Here is a 21,910-nt window from a genome sequence, read left to right as displayed (position 1 = left end):
GTCATGAACCCCTACCGTGAGCGCCTGCTCCCGCCGCTCTCCGTCTTCCTCGCCTGCGCGTTGCTCGTCCCGGCCACCCTGCTGGTCTTCCTGCCGATCAACTCGACCGTGGGCGTGGTGATGGCCGTCGTGTTCTACGCAGCGGCCATCGTCCTGCTCGTCCTGACCTCGCCCGTGCTGACGATCGACGACGAGGGCTTCACCGCGGGTCGCGCCCGGCTGTACGCGCACGAGATCGGCGAGGCCGAGGGATTCACCGGCGCCGACGCGACACGAGAAAGAGGGCCCCGGCTCGACGCGCGAGCCTGGACCCTCTTCAGGGGGTGGGTGCGACCGGTGGTCAAGATCTCGTTGACGGACCTCGACGACCCGGCACCCTATTGGTTGGTGTCGACCCGTCGTCCCGACGAGGTCGTCCGGCGGTTGGAGGAGCTCAGGCTGCGCACTCCCGGCAGATAGCGCCCAGCTTCGTCTCGTGGTCGAGCTGCGAGCGGTGCTTCACCAGGAAGCACTCGACACAGGTGAACTCGTCGACCTGCGGGGGGAGGACGACGACGTCGAGGTCGAGGTCCGAGAGGTCCTGTCCGGCGAGCTCGAACGAGCCCGGGTTGTCGGCGTCGTCGTCGACGACGCCGGTCATCTTGTCGGGGACCCTCTCTTTGAGCCCCTCGATCGACTCCGAGCCGTCGTCGTCGTTCTTGCGAGGTGCGTCGTAGTCGGTGGCCATGCCCATCCAGTTCTTCGGTCGTTCGTGTGCCCGATTCGGCGGGTGCAGTTTGCATCACTCGTTGTCGAATAGCAAACCCGTTCCCACGGCCTTTCAGCCGCCTCGGAAGAACTGACGGCACGCCCGTCGTATTCCCGCGAGAACGGGTGCCGACGTGCGACTCTTGGCTCCGTATCACGACGGTGAAAGGCGTGGAAAATGCAGGATCTCAGGGTCATCGGCGTCCAGAGCGGAGCTCTGCTCGTCTCCACCGACGCCGGTGGCGAGTACCGCCTTCCCGTCACCCACACCCTCCACTCCCAGCTCCGGGCGGCCAACCCGGGAGACGCTCCGGTCGAGCGGAAGGCTCCGCCACGCGAGATCCAGGCCCTGGTCCGGGCGGGCAAGACTCCGCAGCAGGTCGCCGACCTGACCGGCGCCGACCTCGACTACGTGCACCGCTTCGAGGGACCGGTCCTGGCCGAGCGCGCCTTCGTCCTCGAGAGCGCACGGGCCGTCACGGTGTCCGTCGCCGACGATGCGGCCTCCGGCGTGCACGCGACGACCTTCGGAGCCGTCATCGACGAGCGACTCGACGGCGCCGAGACCTCGCAACGCGAGTGGAGCGCCTACAAGGACGCCGAGCACGGCTGGGTGGTCCACCTGGCCTTCGTGACACATGAGGTCGAGCGCGACGCGACGTGGCGCTTCGACCCGAAGAAGTCGGTCCTGGCTCCCCTCGGCGGCGACGCCCACCGACTCTCCCAGCACGGCGAGGAGGCCGGGCCGCTCGTGCCGCGCCTCCGGGTCGTGGCCCGCGAGCCACGCCACGACGACACCTCGGGTCGTTTCGACAGCGGGGCGTTCCTGGTGGACCAGGTCGACGACGTCGAACTGCCGGCCGAGACCGCGACCGATCGGTTGCGTCCCGGAGTCCGGGGCACCGCCTCCTTCGCCGCCGCCAACCGGGCGCCGGACGACGCGAGCGGGCACGACCAGACCGCCGACCTGCTCGAGGCCTTGCGCCGGCGTCGCGGAGAACGCGAGGCCGCCCGCTTCTCGGACGACGACGGGCGTTCCGACCACCCGGTCACCGGGACGATCCGCGTGATCGACGTCCCCCTGGACGACTTCGACCTGCCCGAGGGGGCCACCAAGCCCACGCCCGTGCTGCCCCACCCGTCGGACCACGGTGACGCTGGGACGGCCGACGCGCCGGTCCAGCCCACGGGCATCCGGGGAAGCCGCGGACGAGCGGGCCGTCGCGAGATGCCCAGCGCTGCTCAGCCGGCGAAGAAGTCGCGTGGGCGCACCTCGATGCCGAGCTGGGACGAGATCGTGTTCGGCGCCCGCTCGGACGACGATCCCGCCTGACCCCTCTGCCCAGGGTCGGCGACCGTCACCGCCGGTAGGCACCGAACGTGCGCAGGGGAACCAGGGTCTCGTCGTCGGACCACGACCCGTGGTGGCCCACCATCGTGCCGGGCTCACCGCCGCGATCTCGGCCGTCGTAGTAGGCGACCCCCCGACGGGCAGCCACGATGAGGTCGCCGATGCGCGGCAGCACGGCGGGGTCGACGGCCCCGAACCAACCGGCTTCGACCGCCTCGGCTCGGGTCAGCACCCAGGCCCGGTCCCCTTCCGCCGCCCGCCAGGCGTCGAGCAACGCACTCCGTCGGGACTCGTCCGCGTCGGGTTCGAGGTGCAGCTGCAGGCAGCGAGGCTCCCCCGCCACGTGCCTCACCCCGTCGACCAGGGCCGGCGTCCCCCCGAACACGATGCGTCGCCGTTCGGCGACGTCGACGATCCCGTGGTCGGCCGTCACGATCACGCCGACGTCGGGTGCGACCGTGGACTCGAGCCCCCGCACCTCGGCGTCGACGCCCTCGAGGGCGTCGATCCACTCGTCGGACTCCCATCCGGCGCGGTGGGCGATCATGTCGAGTTCGGGGACGTAGAGGTACACCAAGGAGGCGCGGGTCGATTCGACCAGTCTCGCCGCGGTCGCGAAGCGGTCTCCCACGCTCTCCGCCACGTCGTAGGTGGCTCCTCGCAGGATGGCCTCGGTCAGGCCGGACGATCGGTAGCGCTTGGGGCCCACGGCATGGGACTCCACGTCGGGAGCCGTCTCGAACAGCGTGGGACGGCGCTGCCACTCGTCGGGTCGCATGCGGTCGTCCCAGCCCGAGAGCTGCTTGACCACACGATCGTTCTCGGGGTCGAGGGCCGAGTAGCCGACGAGGCCGTGCTCGCCGGGAAGAGCCCCGGTCGTCAACGTGGTGAGCGCCGCCGCGGTGGTGGTGGGCCACCCGGACCACAGGCTGCCCTTCACGCTCGACAACGTCCTGGCGTGGCCTCGACGGGCTCCGAGAGCCGCCTGGCCGAGACCGTCCACCAGGACGACGACGGCGGCCCGTGCGGCAGGGAGGTGGAGCGCGTTGGTCTCACCGCGGAGGGACGCGAGACACGAGGGCACCACGTCGGCCAGGCTCACGGCCCCCTGGGGGCGCGCCGGTACGATGGAGGACACCGGCCCCAGTCTGGCACAGCGACGATCGGGTGCCCCGTCCACCCCGATCCGTGAGAAGTGCATGACCACCACCGAGAACACGAGCAGCCCCGACCACGGCGAACGCATCGAGGACATCGACGTCTCGCTCGAGATGCAGGGGTCGTTCCTCGAGTACGCGTACTCGGTCATCTACTCGCGGGCGCTCCCCGACGCCCGGGACGGCCTCAAGCCGGTCCAGCGGCGCATCCTCTACCAGATGTCCGAGATGGGCCTGCGGCCCGACCGCGGTCACGTGAAGAGCGCGCGCGTCGTCGGCGAGGTCATGGGCAAGCTCCACCCACACGGCGACACCGCGATCTACGACGCCATGGTGCGTCAGGCGCAGCCGTTCACCATGCGCGTGCCGCTGATCGACGGGCACGGCAACTTCGGATCCCTGGACGACGGGCCCGCTGCACCGCGGTACACCGAGGCCCGTCTCGCCGAGGCGTCCCTGGCCATGACGCAGGGACTCGGCGAGGACGTCGTCGACTTCGTCCCCAACTACGACAACCAGCTGATGCAGCCCGAGGTGCTTCCCGCGGCCTTCCCCAACCTGTTGGTGAACGGTGCGAGCGGCATCGCGGTGGGCATGGCGACGAACATGGCGCCACACAACCTCGTCGAGGTCGTCGGCGCCGCGAGACACCTCATCGACCACCCCGACGCGAGCCTCGACGACCTCATGGCGTTCGTGCCCGGGCCCGACCTGCCCACCGGCGGCACGATCGCCGGGCTCGCGGGGGTCCGCGACGCCTACGCGACGGGTCGGGGCAGCTTCAAGACCCGGGCGCGGGTCGGCGTCGAGAGCATCACGGCGCGGAAGAACGGGCTCGTGGTGACCGAGCTGCCGTACCTGGTGGGGCCCGAGAAGGTGATCGAGAAGATCAAGGACGGGGTGCAGGCGAAGAAGCTGACCGGCATCACGGACGTCACCGACCTCACCGACCACAAGCACGGTCTCCGTCTCGTGATCGGGATCAAGACGGGGTTCAGCCCCGAAGCCGTCCTCGAGCAGCTCTACCGGTACACGCCGCTCGAGGACGGCTTCAGCATCAACAACGTCGCCCTGGTCGAGGGGCAGCCGCGCACGCTCGGGCTGAAGGAGATGCTCGAGGTCTACGTCGCCCACCGCCTGTCGGTCGTCACGCGTCGCAGCCGCTACCGGTTGGCGAAGAAAGAAGACCGACTCCACCTCGTCGAGGGCCTGCTCGTCGCCATCGTCGACATCGACGAGGTCATCCAGGTGATCCGGACCAGCGACGACACGGCCGCTGCCCGCGCTCGGCTGCGCGAGGTGTTCGACCTCAGCGAGATCCAGGCCGAGTACATCCTCGACCTGCAGTTGCGCCGGCTGACCAGGTTCAGTCGCATCGAACTCGAGGCCGAACGTGACGAGCTGCTCGCGGCCATCGCCGACCTCAAGGACCTGTTGGCCGACGCGGCCCGCCTCCGTGCCCTCGTCTCGAGCGAGCTCGGCGAGATGGCGGAGCAGTTCGGCACGCCGCGGCGGACCCTCCTCACCGAGGCCAAGCCGAGCGTCGCCACGACGGGTCGCGGCAGCAGGTCCACCCCCGTCCTCGAGATCGCCGACACCCCGACCCGGGTGTTCCTCTCGACGACGGGTCGCGTCCTGCGCGTGGACCACCTCGACCCCGACTCCGCGGCCCCCACTCCCCCGACCCGCCGCACCAAGCACGATGCCGTCTTGTCGTCGATCGACACGACCACGCGGACCGAGATCGGTGCCGTGACGAACCTCGGGCGTCTGATCCGTCTCACGCCCGTCGACCTCCCGTCGGTGCCACCCACGTCGGTCCAACTCGGTGCGGGGGTGCCCATCAGGGACTACATCGGCTTGGTCGACAAGAAAGAACGGGTGCTCGGGCTCGTCTCGCTCACCGCGGAACGGAGCATCGCGCTGGGCACGGCCAGGGGTGTCGTCAAACGGGTCGCGACCGGCCAGTACCCCGCCCGACCCGACTTCCCGGTCATCACCCTGAAGAAGGGCGATCAGGTGGTCGGAGTCGCCCAGGGGGTCGACGAGGACGAACTCGTCTTCGTCACCTCCGCCACGCAGTTGCTCCGGTTCACCGCCTCGGCGGTACGACCGCAGGGGCCCGCCGGCGGCGGGGTGGCCGGCATCAACCTCCCGGACGACGCGAGCGTCATCTTTTTCGGCGCCGTGCCCGCAGGTCACGAGGCCGTCGTCGCGACGGTGTCGTCGAGCAGCTCGACGATCGCCGGCACCGACCCCGGACGTGCGAAGCTCAGTGCCTTCGACGAGTACCCGGGCAAGGGGCGCGCCACCGGCGGCGTCCGGTCCCACTCGCTGCTCAAGGGCGAAGACGCCCTGTCGCTGGCCTGGGTCGGACCGGCCCCCGCGCAGGCGGTCGGCCCGGACGGCTCCGTCCGGAGCCTGCCGACCGAGCTGTCACGCCGGGACGGCTCCGGCATGCCCCTCGACGCACCCGTCGGGTCCGTCGGGGCCTCGGTGGCCCACATCACCGACTCGGCCACGGGCCTCGAGGCAGGCGCCGAACCCGGCGAGTGACGCCTCGGACGACCGACCGGGACGGCACCGCACCTCGAAGTCGAGAGGCGGCGCCGTCCTCGTCGGCCACGAGTCGGTCGGGACTCAGACGTCGATGCGGTCGCGGCTGAGACCGGCTCCGTCGATGATGAACTCCTTGCGAGGGGCGACGTCATTGCCCATCAACAACTCGAAGACCCGTGCGGCGTTCTCGGCGTCGTCGACCTTGACGCGGCGCAGCATGCGGTTCTGACGTTCCATCGTCGTGGTCCGGAGTTGTTCGGCATCCATCTCGCCGAGACCCTTGTACCGCTGGATGGGGTCCTGGAACTTCTTGTTGGTGCGCTTGAGCCCCGCGAGGACGCCGTGCAGCTCTTTCTCGGAGTACGTGTAGATCGTCTCGTTGGGCTTGCTGCCGGGGTGCATCACGACCACCCGATGCAGCGGGGGAACGGCCGCGAAGACGCGACCGGCCTCGATCATCGGTCGCATGTACCGGAAGAACAGCGTGAGCAGCAGCGTCCGGATGTGGGCACCGTCCACGTCGGCGTCGCTCATGATGATGACCTTGCCGTAGCGGGCTGCCTCGAGGTCGAAGGACCGCCCCGACCCGGCCCCCAGCACCTGGATGATGGAGGCGCATTCGAGGTTGGACAGCATGTCGCTGACCGAGGCCTTCTGGACGTTCAGGATCTTGCCGCGGATCGGCAGGAGGGCCTGGAACTCGCTGTTCCGGGCGACCTTGGCCGTGCCCAACGCGGAGTCGCCTTCGACGATGAACAGCTCGCTGTTCGCCACGTCGTTCGACCGGCAGTCGACGAGCTTGGCCGGCAGGGTCGAGTTCTCGAGGGCGTTCTTGCGACGCTGGGTCTCTTTGTGCGCCCGGGCGGCGATGCGGGTCTTCATCTCGGCGACGACCTTGTCGAGCACGAGGGCGGTCTGGGCCTTGTCTTCACGGCGGGTCGAGGTGAACAGCTTGCCGAACTCGGTGGCCACGACGTTCGCCACGATGGCCCGTACGGCCGGCGTGCCCAGGATCTCTTTCGTCTGGCCCTCGAACTGCGGCTCGGGGAGGCGCACGGTGAGCACCGCCGTCAGGCCGGCCAGGACGTCGTCCTTCTCGATCTTGTCGGTGCCGACCTTGAGGCGACGGGCGTTGGCCTCGACCTGCTGACGGACGAACTTCAGCAGCCCGGTCTCGAAGCCGGTCTGGTGCGATCCGCCCTTCGGCGTGGCGATGATGTTCACGTAGCTGCGGAAGACGGTCTCGTATCCCCCGCCCCAGCGCAGTGCGATGTCGACGTCGCACTGGCGCTCGAGTTCGGTCGCGATCATGGCTCCACCGTCCGTGAGCACGGGCACCGTCTCGGTGTAGGTGCCCGACCCGGTCAGGCGCCACGTGTCGGTCACCGCCGTGTCGGGCGCCAGGAACTCGACGTACTCGCTGATCCCACCGTCGAAGCGGAAGGTGCTCTCGAGGGGGAAGCCGCCGTCGGTGAGCGATCCGGCACGCTCGTCGCGCAGCGTGAGCGTGAGCCCCGGGATGAGGAAGGCCGTCTGTCGTGCCCTTGCCGACAGCTCGTCGGTCTGGAACGAGGCCCCCCGGGTGAAGATCTGCCGATCGGCCCAGTACCGCACCCGGGTGCCGGTGACACCGCGCTTGGTCTTGCCGACCTCGCGGAGCACGCTGCCCGAGACGAACGGGGTGAACGGTGAATCGGGGGTGGGCTCCCCCTCGTCGTCGAACGTGCCGGGTTCGCCACGGCGGAACGACATGGCGTACGTCTTGCCGCCCCGGTCGACCTCGACGTCGAGCCGCTCCGACAACGCGTTGACGACGGAGGCCCCGACACCGTGGAGGCCACCGGACGACGTGTACGAGCCACCACCGAACTTGCCCCCGGCGTGGAGCTTCGTGAACACGACCTCGACACCGCTGAGGCCCGTCTTGGGTTCGATGTCGACCGGCACGCCACGACCGCTGTCGCGGACCTCGACGCTGTCGTCGGAGTGCAGCACGACGTCGATCGTGTCTCCGTGCCCCCCGAGCGCCTCGTCGACCGAGTTGTCGATGATCTCCCAGAGGCAGTGCATGAGGCCACGCGAGTCGGTCGACCCGATGTACATGCCGGGACGTTTGCGCACGGCCTCGAGGCCTTCGAGCACCGAGAGGTGCCGGGCCGAGTAGTCGGAGGCGGGTGCGGACGAGGTGGGGGGCATGGTTCTCCTGAAGGGCCCGCCGTCATCTCTCGACGACGGGAATGCGGGGAGGCGGTGGCCGCGTTACAGCCTACCGAGGGCTACCGACACGGCAGTTCCGACACTCTCCGGCCCGGTCGCCGCTACGCGATGAGCGAAATCCGGGGCCGATGTCACACGATACGGACGTCGGCGTGTTTTGATGAGTGTCTCACCCACCGCACCACCGTCAGGAGGAGCATCACATGACTCAGATGGCCACCGACCAGACCGCCGTCGACGAGCTCGGCTCCCGCTACCAGTTGAGCGCGGCAGACCGCTGCGACAGCTGCGGAGCCCAGGCTTACATCCGCGCGACCATGGCCACCGGCGAACTGCTCTTCTGCGCACACCACGGCGCGAAGTTCAAAGAGAAGCTGCAGCCCACCGCCATCGAATGGCTCGACGAGAGTTCGAAGCTCCTCGCGCACTGAGACACGACGCCGCCCCGGACCACAGCCCAGGTCGGCAGCACGACGAAGGCCCCGCATCCGATCGATGCGGGGCCTTCGTCGTGCTGCCGTGCCGAGGTCGTCACATGGCCTTGAACGAGCGTTCGAGGTTGTCGGCGATCACCTTCTGCGACGCGGCGGCGTACTCGTCGAGCTTCGCGTGCTCTGCGCCCGCCGAGTAAGAGATCATGCGGCGGCTCAACGCGACTCGCAGGACCCGATCGGTCAGGGCGGGGTTCAGAGGGAGAACCGGTCCCTTGAGCTGGGTGCCGAACGACACCCCTCGGCGTACCCCCTCGCGGCCGTCGCCGTTCCCGCCGCCGTGGACCACGGAACCGAACGGCTCGGCGTCCGTGCCGAGCTCGAGGTGGGCGGCGTGGTCCTCGAAGCCGAAGAGGGTGATCTCGTCACCCTGGTAGTCGGTGGTCACCTGCAGGTAGTTCGTCCTCCGAGGAGCCCCACGGCGGACGACGGCGTCGAAGAAGCCGACTCCCTCGACCGACTCGCCGTCGACGCCTTCGACTCCGCGGCTCAGGAGCTCGAGACCGCCCCCCACTGCCACCACGGGGACGCCGGAGGCGGCGAACGACTCGAGTGCCGGCGCGAGGCGACGAGCGTCGGCGGCGACGGCACGGACGCCCGACAGGGGGCCGTGCCCCACCACGACCACGTCGGCAACGGTCGGCACGTCGTCACCGATCCGGTACTCGAGGACCGAGCTGTCGACCCCGGCTCGGCGCGCGCGCACCGCGAGCGTCGTCACGTTGCCCCGATCACCGCTCACACCGAGCTCTTCCGGGTAGAGGTGGACGATTCGGAGGACGTCGTCGCTCACGCGGTCTTCTCCAGGTCGGGGTGGCCGAGGATGCGGCGGGCCAGCATCATCTGCTCGTAGTTCGTCACGAAGTGCTTCGTGTTGTCGCTCGGGGACGGAAGGGCCCGCATGAGGCGGATGGCCTTCGAGATGTCCTCTTCGATCACGTGGACGGGGATGCCCTCGTGCTCGAGTCGCAAGGCCAACTGCCAGGCCTTCGCTCCCGCGAGGACGTCGACGTGGTCGAGGTGCGAGAAGTCGATGTCGTAGATCCACGAGATGTCGGGCGTGCCCTCGTCGATCGCCAACATGACCTGCTCGACGCCTTGCGGGAGTGCGTCGAGGTTCATCTGAAGGCTCGCCGCGTTCTTGAACATGATGAACTCGGCCTCGTCGGCGCCGAGGGACATGCGCTCACCGCGACCGTAGGCCGGCTTCATGCTCTCGAAGGCCCGCTGGACGGCAGTCGGGTCGACCGGGTGCCCCAGGACGACCGACGCCGTCTGGAGGGCCGCCGCGGCGTCCACGGCGTAGTGCAGACCACGCGCCGGCAGCCGGACGTCGATCGGGGTGCCGGAGACGGTGATGGTGGCACCCGTGCCCGTGAGAGCGGTCACCTCGGTCTCGGCGGTCAGCGAGGTGTCGGCCTCACGGCTGAAGTCGTTGGCGTTCTGGAGGCCGTTGGGTGACGCGGAGACGACCTCGGGTGAGACACCGAAACGGGTCACCGTCTGGCGACCGACGGCCTGGTACGGGCCCAGGTGCTGGTCGTCGCGGTTCGTCACGACCGCGGCGGTGGCCACGGCAGCCGTGTCGGTCATCATCGTGCCGACCCGCTCGGTCTCGAAGAACCGGTACAGCTGATCGACCTGCACGTTGAGCATGAGCACCGTCGAGGGGTGCAGGGACTTCGTCAACTCGACGGCGAACGCCTCGTCGACCTCGATCACGCCGATGTCGTCGCGGACGCGACCGAACGGCGTCACCTCGCGGAGGAAGGCCGACGCGATGCCCTGAGGCAGGTTGGCACCCGTCGGGTTCGTGAACACCTTGAGCCCGTGGGCCCGGAGCGTCTCGGTCAGCATCATCGTCGTCGTCGACTTGCCGTTCGATCCGAGCACGAACACGACGCCGCGCTCGAACTGCGACGAGACGTGCGTCAGGAAATCGGGCGCGAGCTTCAGGACGGTCTGCCCCGGGTACGCGGACCCGCCGCCCCGCAACCGGGCGACCGCCCGGACGAGTCGGCCGGCCAGCACGGGGACCAGGTAACGCACGGGCCTACTCGAGGTAGTCGCGGAGCGACTGCGAACGCGACGGGTGGCGGAGCTTCGCCATCGTCTTGGACTCGATCTGGCGGATGCGCTCGCGCGTCACGCCGAACGTGTCACCGATCTGGTCGAGGGTCTTCGGCATGCCGTCGCCCAGGCCGAAGCGCATGCGGATGACGCCGGCTTCACGCTCGGACAGGCTGTCGAGCAGCGACTCGAGCTGCTTCTGCAGCATCGTGAACCCGACGGCGTCGGCGGGCACGACGGCCTCGGTGTCCTCGATGAGGTCACCGAACTCGCTGTCGCCGTCTTCACCCAGAGGCGTGTGGAGAGAGATGGGCTCGCGACCGTACTTCTGGACCTCGACGACCTTCTCGGGCGTCATGTCCAGTTCACGGGAGAGCTCTTCGGGCGTGGGCTCGCGTCCCAGGTCTTGCAGCATCTGGCGCTGGACGCGGGCGAGCTTGTTGATGACCTCGACCATGTGCACCGGGATGCGGATCGTGCGGGCCTGGTCGGCCATGGCACGAGTGATGGCCTGGCGGATCCACCAGGTGGCGTACGTGGAGAACTTGAAGCCCTTGGTGTAGTCGAACTTCTCGACGGCGCGGATCAGACCCAGGTTGCCCTCTTGGATCAGGTCGAGGAACTGCATGCCGCGGCCCGTGTAGCGCTTGGCCAGGCTGACCACGAGTCGGAGGTTGGCACCGAGCAGGTGGCTCTTGGCGCGTTGGCCGTCGCGCGACACCCAGCGCAGCTCACGCTCGAGCTCGCGGCTCAGGCCGGTGCTGTTGGCGAGCTTGTCGTCGGCGAACAGGCCCGCCTCGATGCGCATGGCGAGCTCGACCTCTTCGGCCGCGTTCAGCAGGGCGACCTTGCCGATCTGCTTCAGGTAGTCCTTGACGGGGTCGGCCGTCGCACCCGTGATGGTCGTCGAGTAGACGGGCATCTCGTCGTCGTCGTCCTGCGAGATGACGAGCGCACCCGTCGGCAAGATCTCGGGTGCGGGCTTCGCACCCTCGGCCTCGGCGTCGTCGCCTGCAGCCGGATCGACGGCGGCCTCGGCGTCGACCTCGTCGTCGGCGGATTCGGCCGCGGCGGCCTTCTTGGCGGCTGCGGTCTTGGCCGGCGCCTTGGCCGCCGCCTTCTTGGCGGGAGCCCTCTTCGCCGGGGCCTTCTTGGCGACGGGAGCCGTGGTCTCGGCCTCGACGGCCGTGTCGTCGGTCACGGCCTCGTCAGGGGCCGTGGTCGCTTTGCTGCGTGTAGCCATGCGAACACCTTTCAGTTCTCGGTACGTTCCGGACCGGACGCGATCGTCGCGTTCACGTGCGCCGGTGGGGACGTCGACCGGCACTGGGCGTCGGCCGAATTCGGGCAGTACTAGGACCCATGTCAAGTCCTCGATCGAAAGCGCGTCGACTGTGCCGACTCGTGAACTCGATCGATGGACATGAACGGGTCCGTATCCCATTATTGCACGTCCGGCCGGTGCCGGGCGACACGGGCGACGTCAGGCGTGTGGGTCCCGTCGGGGCCGGTTGCGCGCGGCCTGCCATCTCCTGTTCAGGGCAACCCAGAGGGGCGCCACCTCTATTCCTTCCTCGAGCCGAAGGCCACGACGGGTGCGTCGGCGCTCGACGAGCAAGGCCACCACGCCACCGCCGACGACCACGTACTGGACGAGCAGGGCGATGCGGAACGACTCGAAGGCGAAGAGGTCGCTCGGTTGCCCCGAGGCGACGCGGGCCGCGTCGAGTCGGTCGAGGACGACGCCGATCAGGAACATCATGACGAAGCTCGCCAGGAAGCCGCCGACGTTGACCACGCCGTTGGCCACCCCCAGACTGCGGAGCGGGTTGAACGTCCGCGCGAAGTCGAAGCCGATCAAGGAGCCCGGACCGCCCACCCCGAGGACGACGACCAGCACGTACGCGAGCCAGTGCGGAGGCGTCCCGGGCCACGCCAGCAACGTCGTCCAGACGACGGCCAGCACCGTGACGATGCCGAGGACGAGATTGGACCGTCGCATCGGGTAGCGCGCGACCAGCACGCCGAGGATCGGCCCCGCCACGACACCCGACACCACGAGCAGCGAAAGCATGCCCGAGGCCTCGCCGGTCGAGAAGCCGAGACCGCCCACCAGCAGCGGAACGCCCCACAGCAGGCTGAAGACCGTGCCCGACGACTGTGTCACGAAGTGCGACCAGAACCCCAGCCGGGTCCCCGGACGACGGACGCTCTGCCCGAGCTGTCGGCCCGCGTCGGCCCAGCTGAGGACCGATTCGGAGCGGATGCGGCCGGCCGGGGACTCCTTGACCACCAGCACGACGACCACGGCGGCCACGACCGAGAGGGACGCCGCGCTGAGGAAGGCCGGACCCCACCCCGCCCCGTGAAGCACGATCGAGAGCGGCACGGCCGACAGCACCTGGCCGATCTGTCCGACGTTGCCGGTCCATTGCGACACCTGCGGAAGGATCGGCCCGCGGAACCACGAAGGCAGAAGACGGATCACCGAGATGAAGGTCATCGCGTCGCCGGCGCCCACGAGCACGCGGCCCGCGACGGCCACGCCGATGGTCGGCGGCGAGAGCGCCACGACGAGTTGGCCCGCGGCCAACAGGACGGCACCGGCGACGATGAGTCTCTTGGGCCCGACCCGGTCGAGCAGGACGCCGACCGGGATCTGCAGCCCGGCGTAGACGACGAGCTGCACGACGGCCAGGGTCGACAGCGTCGAGGCCGAGACGCCGAAGAGGTGCTGCGCCTCGACACCCGAGACCCCGAGCGACGACCGCTGCAGGACGGCGACGACGTAGGCGAACACGGCGGCGCCCCAGACGAGCCAGGCACGCGCGGAGTTCACCCCGCGACCCTAGCCGACCGGGGGCTGGCCGCCGGCCCGCGCCTCCTGCGCTCCCGGATCGGAACGGACCCGGGAGGCGCGGCGTCGGTCAGGAGCGGTCGTCGCCCTCGCCGTCCACCCGCCGGGTGGCGAGGAACTTCTCGAGTTCGGCGGCGAGGGCGTCGGCCGAGGGCACCTGGCCGTCCTGGTCGGTCAGCGGGGAGGGCAGGGGGTTGCCCTGCATGTACGTGTCGTGACGTTCCTCGAGGGTGGCCACCAGGCGGGAGAGCTCGTGGTTGCCCGCGACCTGTTCGTCGACCTTGACCATGAAGTCGCGGCCCTCTTCGCGGAGGCGGTCGGTCGGGAAGATCAGACCCGTCGCAGCGCTGATGCTCGACAACGCCGCCACGGCGGCGTCGGGGAACTCCGTGTCGGCCAGGTAGTGGGGCACGAGCAGGACGAACCCCGCGGTGGGGTGCCCCGTCTCGCCGAGGCGGTGCTCGACGAGGTGCAACGCGTTGGCAGGGGCCTGGGTGACGGGCTTCCACACCGACATGGCCTCGACCAGGTCGGAGCGGTTGCCGCTCACCGTCACCCCGATCGGACGCGTGTGGGGCACGGGCATGGGGATGGAGTGCACCCACGTCGTGGTGGAGACGCGGTAGCGCTCGACGAGCTGCACGACGGCCGCGGTGAAGCGCTGCCACTGGAAGTCGGGTTCGAACCCCGCGAGGAGGAGGAACCGTTGACCGAGGTCGTCGTGGACGAGGTAGAGCGACAGGGTCGAGGGCTCGATCTCGGAGATGTGGTCCTGGTCGAAGGTGAAGGTCGGGCGACGGGCACGGTAGTCGAGGAGCTCGTCGGCGTCGAAGGTCGCCACGAGGGTGTGGTCGAGGGTGTCGAGGACGTACTCCGCCAGCTGGCTCACCGCCGAGCCCGCGTCGGCGAACCCGGTCAGGCCGGCGACGAGCGGCAGGCCTTCGGGCACGTCGTCGGCGTCGGGTGTGATGTCGTAGAGGGCTGCGGGGTCGTGCATGGTCTCCATGCTAGGCACCGGGCGTCGACGGAAGGTGCCCCGACCACGTGCCGAGAGCGAACACCACGGTCGATACGATGGGCCGATGACCGTCGCCACGCTCTCCGTCCTGCCGTCCGATCCGATCGCCGCCGAGGCCGACGTCCTCGTCGTCGGCGTCTTGAAGGGGGCCGACGGCCCCGAACCGACCCTCGAGGTCCCGGGGCTCGCCGAGTCGTTCGCCGCCCTGGGTGTGACCGGCGCCCGGGACGAACTCGTCAAGGTCCCCGCGGCCGGCGTCACCGCCTCGATCGTGGCCCTGGTCGGCCTGGGTGACTCCGTCACGGCCGAGAGCCTCCGCTACGCCGCGGGGTCGGCCGTCCGTCAACTCACCGCGGTCGACCGGGTCGTCCTGGCCCTGCCCGTGGGCGACGCCGCCGGCGCCCTGGCCGCGCTCGAAGGCGCCGCGATCGCGTCGTACGAGTTCGACGCCTTCCGCCACTCCTCGGCGTCCGACACCCGTCGACACGCCCGTGACATCGCCCTGGCGACGTCGGCCGACGTCCAGGACTCCGCCCTCGAGCGCGCGGCCGTGGTGGCCGAGGCCGTGCACACCGTCCGCGACCTGGCCACGACTCCCCCGCAGCAGATGTACCCCCAGGCACTCGCCGACTTCGCCGTGGCGCATGCCGCGGACGACGCCCTCTCGGTCACCGTCCTCGACGAGGACGGTCTCCGCGACGGCGGGTACGGGGGCATCCTCGGCGTCGGCCAGGGGTCGAGTCGTGGACCCCGGCTGGTCAAGGTCGAGTACTCCCCCGCCGGGGCAGCGAAGCACCTGGCCCTGGTCGGCAAGGGCATCACGTACGACACGGGCGGACTGTCGCTGAAGCCCGCCGCGAGCATGCTCGGCATGAAGGACGACATGACGGGTGCCGCGACGGTCCTCGCCGTGACGGTCGCCGTAGCGAAGCTGCGGCTGCCCGTTCGACTGACCGCCTGGCTCTGCATCGCCGAGAACATGCCGAGCGGCACGGCGATCCGACCCGACGACGTCCTCACCATCAAGGGCGGCACCACCGTCGAGGTGACGAACACCGACGCCGAGGGCCGTCTGGTCATGGCGGACGGCCTGGTCGCGGCGAGCGACGAGCAGCCCGACGCCATCGTCGACGTGGCCACCCTCACGGGCGCCCAGGTCGTCGCCCTCGGCATGCGCTACGTCGGCGTCATGGGCAACGACGACCTCGCGTCCGAGATCGTGTCGCTCGCCGACGCGGCGGGCGAGACGTTCTGGCGCATGCCGCTCGCCGCCGAACTGCGGGCGCGCCTGAACTCCGACGTGGCCGACCTCGTGAACGCGACCCCGGGCAACACGGCGGCCGGCATGCTGCTGGCCGGCGTCTTCCTCAACGAGTTCGTCGGGTCGCGCGAGGGAACGTCGACGCCGATCCCCTGGGCGCACCTCGACATCGCGGGGCCGTCGAACAACAAGGGCGGCGGTTACGGCTACACGGCCAAGGGCTCGACGGGTGTGACCGTCCGCACCCTGATCGAGCTGGCCGACAAGTTTTCCGCTGCGTAGTAGGGTCGTGGGGGCGGGAGAAACCCGCTGAGATCGGTCCCCCGAGGGCATCCGCCGACGTGCGTCACGACGACGCCGCCGAACGGTGCGGTCGGTTCGGGGACGGGCGTCGTCGCCACCGCGACGGCCCCGCCTCGGCGTCGGGGTTCCGCGGACGCACGAGGGAGTTGCTGGGTGTCGGAACAGAATTTTGACCTGGTGGTGCTCGGTGGCGGGAGCGGCGGATACGCCGCAGCGCTGCGAGCGAGCGAGTTGGGCCTGAGCGTCGCACTCGTCGAGAAGGACAAGGTCGGGGGCACCTGCCTCCACCGTGGTTGCATCCCCACCAAAGCACTGCTGCACTCGGCCGAGGTGGCCGACGTCTCGCGTGAATCCGCCAAGTACGGCGTCAACACCGACTTCCACGGCATCGACATCGCCGCGGTGACCTCGTATCGCGAGGGGATCGTCGCCAGCAAGTACAAGGGTCTCCAGGGACTCGTCAAGGCTCGCGGCATCACGACCGTCGAAGGCGAGGGCAAGCTCACCTCCCCGTCGACCGTCCAGGTCGGCGAGACCACGCTCAAGGCGAAGAACGTCGTGCTCGCCACGGGGTCGTACTCGCGCAGCCTCCCCGGCCTCGAGATCGGCGGCAAGGTGATCACCAGCGAGCACGCCCTGGCGCTCGACCACGTGCCGAACAAGGTCGTCATCCTCGGCGGCGGTGTCATCGGCGTCGAGTTCGCCAGCGTCTGGAAGAGCTTCGGCGTCGACGTGACCATCGTCGAGGCCCTGCCCCACCTCGTGCCCAACGAGGAGGAGTCCATCTCGAAGCAGTTCGAGCGCGCCTTCCGCAAGCGCGGCATCGCCTTCTCGCTCGGTGTTCGGTTCCAGGGTGTCGAGCAGAACGACGACGGCGTCGTCGTCACACTCGAGGACGGCAAGACCTTCGAGGCGGACCTCATGCTCGTCGCCGTCGGCCGTGGCCCCTCGACCGCCGGTCTCGGCTACGAAGAGGTCGGCATCACGATGGACCGCGGTTTCGTCCTGACGAACGAGCGCCTCGCGACGAACGTCCCCGGCGTCTACGCCCTGGGCGACATCGTGCCCGGCCTCCAGCTCGCCCACCGCAGCTTCCAGCACGGCATCTTCGTCGCCGAAGAGATCGCGGGCCTCAAGCCGCAGGTGATCTCCGACGTGAACATCCCCAAGGTCACCTACTCCGACCCCGAGGTCGCCTCGGTCGGCCTGACCGAGGTCAAGGCCGCCGACCAGTACGGCGCCGACAAGGTCACCAGCTACGACTACAACCTCGCGGGCAACGGCAAGAGCCACATCATCGGCACCAGCGGTTCGGTCAAGGTCGTCCGCGTGGTCGACGGCCCCGTCGTGGGTGTCCACATGATCGGTGCCCGCGTCGGAGAGCTGATCGGTGAGGCACAGCTCGCCGTCAACTGGGAGGCCTACCCGGAAGACGTCGCCCCCCTGATCCACGCCCACCCCACCCAGAACGAAGCACTCGGCGAAGCCATGCTGGCCCTCGCGGGCAAGCCGCTCCACGCGATGTAGATCCCGAGCACCATCGCTCCTGCGAAGCAGGGGCCCGCATCACAACCACAGCAATCACAGACACACACATGTCGTCAAAGGAGCCCCACAGATGAGCGAATCCGTCAACCTCCCGGCACTCGGAGAGAGTGTCACCGAGGGTACGGTCACCCGCTGGTTGAAGAACGTCGGTGACCGCGTCGAGGTCGACGAGCCGCTGCTCGAGGTCTCGACCGACAAGGTCGACACCGAGATCCCTTCGCCCGTCGCCGGTGTGATCGAAGAGATCCTCGTCGCCGAGGACGAGACCGTCGAGGTGGGCACCGCCCTCGTCCGCATCGGAGACGGCAGCGCATCCGAGGCCCCCGCGGACGAGCCCGAGGCCGCCGCGGAGCCCGAGCAGGCGCCCACCGAAGCCGAGGCCGAGGAGCCCGAGGTCGCCTCGTCGGCCGCCCCTGCCCCCGGCGAGGACTCCGCGGCCAGCGCGCCCGAGCCCGCCCCCGCGGTGGACCCGGCGCCTGCGGCACAGCAGGACGCTGCGGGCCAGGAGCCCGCCGCAGCGCAGCCCGAGGCCACGCAGCCCAGCAGTGAGCAGCCCGCCCCGTCGGCACCGACCCCTTCGCCTGCGACGGGCTCGTCCGAGACCTCGGCACCTGCCACCCCGGCCCCGAGCAGCGGTGCGCCCGTCGGCTACGTCACCCCGCTCGTCCGCAAGCTGGCGAACGAGAAGGGCGTCGACATCTCGACCCTGACGGGCAGTGGCGTCGGAGGTCGCATCCGCAAGGAGGACGTCCTCGCCGCAGCCGAGGCCGCCGCGTCCTCGGCCACGTCGGAACCGGCCTCCGCCGGTCCCGCTCCGATCGAGGTCTCGCCGTTGCGTGGCACGACCGTCCCGATGTCACGCCTCCGCAAGGTCGTCGCCGAGCGCGCGGTCCAGTCGATGCAGGCCATGGCCCAGCTCACCAGCGTCGTCGAGGTCGACGTCACCAAGGTGGCCGCGTTCCGCGACGCGAACAAGGGTGCCTTCCTCGAGAAGACCGGCAACAAGCTGTCCTTCCTGCCCTTCTTCACGCTCGCGGCCGCCGAGGCACTCAAGGCTCACCCCAAGCTGAACGCCACCGTCGACGGTGACTCGATCGTCTACCCCGACCACGAGCACGTCGCCATGGCGGTCGACACCGAGCGCGGCCTGTTGACGCCGGTCATCAAGAACGCGTCCGACCTCGACCTCGCGGGCATCGCCGGTCAGATCGCCGACCTCGCGCAGCGCACTCGTGACAACAAGCTGAAGCCCGACGAGCTGGCCGGTGGCACGTTCACCGTCACGAACACGGGTTCGCGCGGAGCCCTGTTCGACACCCCGGTGGTCTTCCTGCCGCAGGTGGCCATCCTCGGCACCGGCATCGTCGTCAAGCGCCCGGTGGTCATCAAGGCCGACGGGTCGGAGTCCATCGCGATCCGGTCCATGGTCTACCTGGCCCTGTCGTACGACCACCGCATCGTCGACGGTGCCGACGCCGCCCGCTTCCTGGTCGCCGTCAAGGAGCGTCTCGAGGGCGGGGACTTCACGTCCAAGCTCGGCATCTGACGCTCGTCGGGTGAGGCCCGCCCTCACCGATCGACGATCACGTCGCGAAGCCGCCAACCGGCCTCGGTCCTCATCACGAGGACCGAGGCCGGTTCGCCGTCGGGGCCCGTCGCCCCGAGCAGGACCGTCCCCCCGGTTCGTGACGCCCCTCCCGTCAACTCGAGATCGTCCGTCGCCGCACCGGCGAGCGAGGGATCGTCGAGCACGGCATCGTCCCGGAGCGCGATCGGTGAACCCGGCTGGTCGACCACCTCGAGACAGCTGCGTGTCACGTCGCGCAGGCATTCCCGACGAGCCGCCAGGAGCACCTCGGCAGCTGCGACGGGATCGTCACCGACCACGAGTGCCCCGGCTTCGTCGAAGGACCCTGTACCGCCCGACCGGGACGGTGCGGCCGTGGTGGCCCCCGGGAAGTCGCTCGCAGGACTCCCCGGCGTCGAGGCATCGCGCCCGGCCGAGACAGCACCCACGTCGTCGTCGGAGCCGTCATGGCGTGCCGAGGAAGCCGGCCCGACGACGATCGCCGCACCGGCGACGACGACCGCGACGACCGCGAGCAGTCGGTAGCGCCGTCGAACGGTCCCGAGGGCTGTGACGACCTGCCGTGGCCGCAGGTCCCGCACACCGGCGATCGCCCGGTCGAGTGCCTCGGATTCGGGCAGGAAGGTGAGCCAGCCCCGCATGGTCTGCTCGTCCTCGGGGGCCGACACGAGGGGGTCTCGCACGAGGCCGCCGTCGACGCCGTCGACCACGGCGTCGATGCTCGAGAGGGGGACGGCCTCGCCGAGGTCGAAGACCGACTCGACCAGTGATTCGAAGCTCGACGCGTCCAGGGTCGGCGCCGCATCACGGGACGCCGGTCGCGCCGCCCGCTCGACGAGAGCCCGGGCGAACTGCGCCGCCGCGGGCAACGACGCGCGCTCGGCGTCCGGACCGAGGGCCGCTTGCGGCACGGTGACAAGCACGGGTGCCCCGCGAGCATCGATCTCGATGTCGTCGACGTCGAGAGCACCGATGGCCGTCCCCCGACGGGCCAGGTGCTGGACCGCGCCCAGCACGGGCACGACGAGGGTGATCACCTCCCCCGGCTCGGGACGCCCCCGGGCGGCGAGCCACGACGCGAGCGGGTCACCGCCGACGTCCGGGAAGACCAGCACGAGCTCGCCCGACGGACTCGTCAGCACGTCGACGAGGGTCGCGACGTGCGGATGGTCGGCGCGTGCGAAGGCGACCGCCTCGGCGACGGGAGAGCGTCCCGCCGAGCCCGACCCGCGCCTCCTGAGCACGACGCGTGACCCACCGGGTGCCTCGGCGAGGATGCGCTCCACCGCACCGTCGAGGCGTCGGGAGAGCACGCGGTAGGGGCCGATCGACTCGTTCGTCATGAGCCGATGGTGTCGTCCCGTGCCGGACGGCGTCGTCCCGCGGGGGAACACTGTCGACCGTCGACGGATGCGAGTCCCTGGGGAGGATTCGTCGGGACCGCTTACCCCGTATCCTGGTCCACATGGCTCGTCGTACGCCCCCCGAGAACACGTCCCCGAAACCGCCGAAGGAACCCGGCCGTCTCAAGCAGATGTGGCAGGTCTTCCAGATGACCCGCCGCGTCGACAAGACGGCGCTGCCGATGATGCTGCTGGCGTTCTTCGTGCCCGTGCTGCTCGGTGTGGTCGCGGCGCTGCTGCTCACGGGTGGCAACGTGCTCGCGCTGGTGCTCTACATCGTCGTCGGCGTCATGCTCGGATTCCTGCTGCTGTTGATCGTGCTGGGTCGGAAGGCCGAGCGCGCGGCCTACTCGCAGATCGAGGGGCAGCCGGGTGCCGTCGGTGCGGTCATGAAGAGCGGCCTGCGTCGTGCGTGGCGCGCTGCCGAGATGCCCGTGGCCGTCCAGGGGCGCAGTCAGGCCGCGGTGTACCGCGCGGTCGGCCGGCCGGGTGTGGTGCTCGTCGCCGAAGGCGGCGCCGGCCAGACCCGCCGACTCGTCGACGAAGAACGTCGCAAGGTCACGCGCATCCTGCCGAACGTGCCGGTCCACGTGCTGAACGTCGGCCCCGATGCGGACTCCGTGCCCCTCCACAAGCTCGCCGGGCGCATGAACAAGCTCAAGTCGTCCATCAACCGCAACGAGGTGCTGGCCGTCAGCAACCGCCTCCAGTCCCTCGGTCAGAACGGCCTGCCCATCCCCAAGGGTGTCGACCCCTTCAAGGTGCGGTCGGGTCGTCCGCGCTGACCCCGGCGACATTCACCTCGACGTGACGTGACGACGGCCCCCCTCCGACCAGGAGGGGGGCCGTCGGGCGTCTCAGACGCGGACGAGGAGCGTCCCGGCGACGCGGTCGTGCAGACCTCGCTGGTCGAGGTCCCAGACGACGGCCGGGATGACGAGCACGAGCAACACCGACCGCAGGACGGGACGCCCCACACCGATGCGGCCGCCGGCCATCGGCACGAGACGCATGCCCAGGGCGAGGTGCCCGAGCGAGCCTCCGAACAGCACGAGGAAGAGCATCTGCATGAGCAGGAACACCCCGGTGATGGCGAGGCCCTCGCCACCGAAGAAGAGTGCGGCCACGGCGTAGGCGATCGCCCAGTCGACGGCGAGCCCGGCGACGCGCCGCCCGAGCCGGGCCACGGAGCGCGGGCCCTTTTCGGGCAGCCCCAGCCGCTCGCCCGGCCAGCGCTGTGCTCCGTCGTCGGGGCCGCCCACGGAGGCGGGGCGAGAAGGAGGCGCGGTGCGATCGGGCATGTCCCGAGCCTACCGAGGGACCGAGCCGTAACATGCCGG

General features: G+C 69.9%; 18 protein-coding genes. 8 read left to right on the top strand and 10 right to left on the bottom strand.

Annotation, left to right across the window (positions count from 1 at the left end; translation table 11 throughout):
* Positions 1 to 3: 3 nt before the first annotated feature.
* Complete coding sequence (locus tag SZ60_RS00550) at positions 4 to 459, top strand: DUF3093 domain-containing protein (protein ID WP_043592684.1); 456 nt, start codon at positions 4 to 6, stop codon at positions 457 to 459.
* On the opposite strand, the gene SZ60_RS00545 is transcribed toward SZ60_RS00550, so the two are convergent.
* Positions 434 to 727: a DUF4193 domain-containing protein gene (locus SZ60_RS00545; protein ID WP_043592858.1), complete on the bottom strand. Its 294-nt coding sequence runs from the start codon at positions 725 to 727 to the stop codon at positions 434 to 436. The two genes, SZ60_RS00550 and SZ60_RS00545, sit on opposite strands and share 26 nt — an antisense overlap.
* A 198-nt stretch (positions 728 to 925) precedes the next feature.
* Here SZ60_RS00545 and sepH point away from each other — a divergent pair, with 198 nt between their 5' ends.
* Entirely contained in the window at positions 926 to 2,080 is a 1,155-nt protein-coding gene (gene sepH / locus SZ60_RS00540; RefSeq protein WP_043592682.1) for a septation protein SepH, read from the top strand.
* Positions 2,081 to 2,105: 25 nt separating this feature from the next.
* Here the strand turns inward: sepH and SZ60_RS00535 are convergent, their stop codons facing one another.
* On the bottom strand, positions 2,106 to 3,236 hold the full coding sequence (locus SZ60_RS00535) for an alkaline phosphatase family protein (protein WP_043592856.1): 1,131 nt from the start codon (positions 3,234 to 3,236) through the stop codon (positions 2,106 to 2,108).
* Between the two features lie 61 nt (positions 3,237 to 3,297).
* Between SZ60_RS00535 and SZ60_RS00530 the strand changes: the two genes are divergently transcribed.
* Positions 3,298 to 5,811, top strand: a complete 2,514-nt coding sequence (locus tag SZ60_RS00530; protein ID WP_043592681.1) for a DNA topoisomerase (ATP-hydrolyzing) subunit A — start codon at positions 3,298 to 3,300, stop codon at positions 5,809 to 5,811.
* Positions 5,812 to 5,895: 84 nt separating this feature from the next.
* Here SZ60_RS00530 and SZ60_RS00525 read toward each other — a convergent pair whose 3' ends face one another.
* On the bottom strand, positions 5,896 to 8,010 hold the full coding sequence (locus SZ60_RS00525; protein ID WP_043592679.1) for a type IIA DNA topoisomerase subunit B: 2,115 nt from the start codon (positions 8,008 to 8,010) through the stop codon (positions 5,896 to 5,898).
* Between the two features lie 224 nt (positions 8,011 to 8,234).
* Here SZ60_RS00525 and SZ60_RS00520 point away from each other — a divergent pair, with 224 nt between their 5' ends.
* Positions 8,235 to 8,462 carry a hypothetical protein gene (locus tag SZ60_RS00520; RefSeq protein ID WP_043592677.1) on the top strand — a complete coding sequence of 76 codons (228 nt, stop codon included), beginning with the start codon at positions 8,235 to 8,237 and terminating at the stop codon, positions 8,460 to 8,462.
* 100 nt (positions 8,463 to 8,562) lie between these two features.
* Here SZ60_RS00520 and SZ60_RS00515 read toward each other — a convergent pair whose 3' ends face one another.
* From SZ60_RS00515 to SZ60_RS00495, 5 genes are all read right to left on the bottom strand, one after another.
* Positions 8,563 to 9,315, bottom strand: a complete 753-nt coding sequence (locus tag SZ60_RS00515) for a hypothetical protein (RefSeq protein WP_043592675.1) — start codon at positions 9,313 to 9,315, stop codon at positions 8,563 to 8,565.
* Positions 9,312 to 10,571: a MurT ligase domain-containing protein gene (locus SZ60_RS00510; protein WP_043592674.1), complete on the bottom strand. Its 1,260-nt coding sequence runs from the start codon at positions 10,569 to 10,571 to the stop codon at positions 9,312 to 9,314. Before SZ60_RS00510 ends, SZ60_RS00515 begins: the two co-directional genes overlap by 4 nt.
* Before the next feature lie 4 nt (positions 10,572 to 10,575).
* Positions 10,576 to 11,835, bottom strand: a complete 1,260-nt coding sequence (locus SZ60_RS00505; RefSeq protein ID WP_043592854.1) for an RNA polymerase sigma factor — start codon at positions 11,833 to 11,835, stop codon at positions 10,576 to 10,578.
* 240 nt (positions 11,836 to 12,075) lie between these two features.
* Entirely contained in the window at positions 12,076 to 13,431 is a 1,356-nt protein-coding gene (locus SZ60_RS00500; protein WP_043592672.1) for a nitrate/nitrite transporter, read from the bottom strand.
* An 88-nt stretch (positions 13,432 to 13,519) separates the two neighbouring features.
* Positions 13,520 to 14,446: a proteasome assembly chaperone family protein gene (locus SZ60_RS00495; protein ID WP_043592852.1), complete on the bottom strand. Its 927-nt coding sequence runs from the start codon at positions 14,444 to 14,446 to the stop codon at positions 13,520 to 13,522.
* Positions 14,447 to 14,531: 85 nt separating this feature from the next.
* Here SZ60_RS00495 and SZ60_RS00490 point away from each other — a divergent pair, with 85 nt between their 5' ends.
* The 3 genes from SZ60_RS00490 (at position 14,532) to sucB (ending at position 19,125) form a co-directional block, all read left to right on the top strand.
* Positions 14,532 to 16,010: a leucyl aminopeptidase gene (locus SZ60_RS00490; RefSeq protein WP_043592670.1), complete on the top strand. Its 1,479-nt coding sequence runs from the start codon at positions 14,532 to 14,534 to the stop codon at positions 16,008 to 16,010.
* A gap of 174 nt (positions 16,011 to 16,184) precedes the next feature.
* Positions 16,185 to 17,558, top strand: a complete 1,374-nt coding sequence (gene lpdA / locus SZ60_RS00485; protein WP_043592668.1) for a dihydrolipoyl dehydrogenase — start codon at positions 16,185 to 16,187, stop codon at positions 17,556 to 17,558.
* A 91-nt stretch (positions 17,559 to 17,649) separates the two neighbouring features.
* Complete coding sequence (sucB, locus tag SZ60_RS00480) at positions 17,650 to 19,125, top strand: 2-oxoglutarate dehydrogenase, E2 component, dihydrolipoamide succinyltransferase (protein ID WP_043592667.1); 1,476 nt, start codon at positions 17,650 to 17,652, stop codon at positions 19,123 to 19,125.
* A 23-nt stretch (positions 19,126 to 19,148) separates the two neighbouring features.
* Here the strand turns inward: sucB and SZ60_RS00475 are convergent, their stop codons facing one another.
* Entirely contained in the window at positions 19,149 to 20,510 is a 1,362-nt protein-coding gene (locus tag SZ60_RS00475; RefSeq protein ID WP_043592666.1) for a hypothetical protein, read from the bottom strand.
* Between the two features lie 122 nt (positions 20,511 to 20,632).
* On the opposite strand from SZ60_RS00475, the gene SZ60_RS00470 reads away from it, so the two are divergent.
* Positions 20,633 to 21,355 carry a DUF4191 domain-containing protein gene (locus SZ60_RS00470; protein ID WP_043592665.1) on the top strand — a complete coding sequence of 241 codons (723 nt, stop codon included), beginning with the start codon at positions 20,633 to 20,635 and terminating at the stop codon, positions 21,353 to 21,355.
* A 72-nt stretch (positions 21,356 to 21,427) separates the two neighbouring features.
* Here the strand turns inward: SZ60_RS00470 and SZ60_RS00465 are convergent, their stop codons facing one another.
* A complete protein-coding gene (locus tag SZ60_RS00465) occupies positions 21,428 to 21,871 on the bottom strand; it encodes an RDD family protein (RefSeq protein WP_043592664.1) in 444 nt (147 codons plus the stop codon).
* Between the last annotated feature and the right edge of the window lie 39 nt (positions 21,872 to 21,910).

This window comes from Frigoribacterium sp. MEB024 (genome assembly GCF_000878135.1).
GTDB lineage: Bacteria > Actinomycetota > Actinomycetes > Actinomycetales > Microbacteriaceae > Frigoribacterium.
Note: the sequence above shows the minus strand (reverse complement) of the source record. Positions and strands in the feature narration are given on the sequence as shown.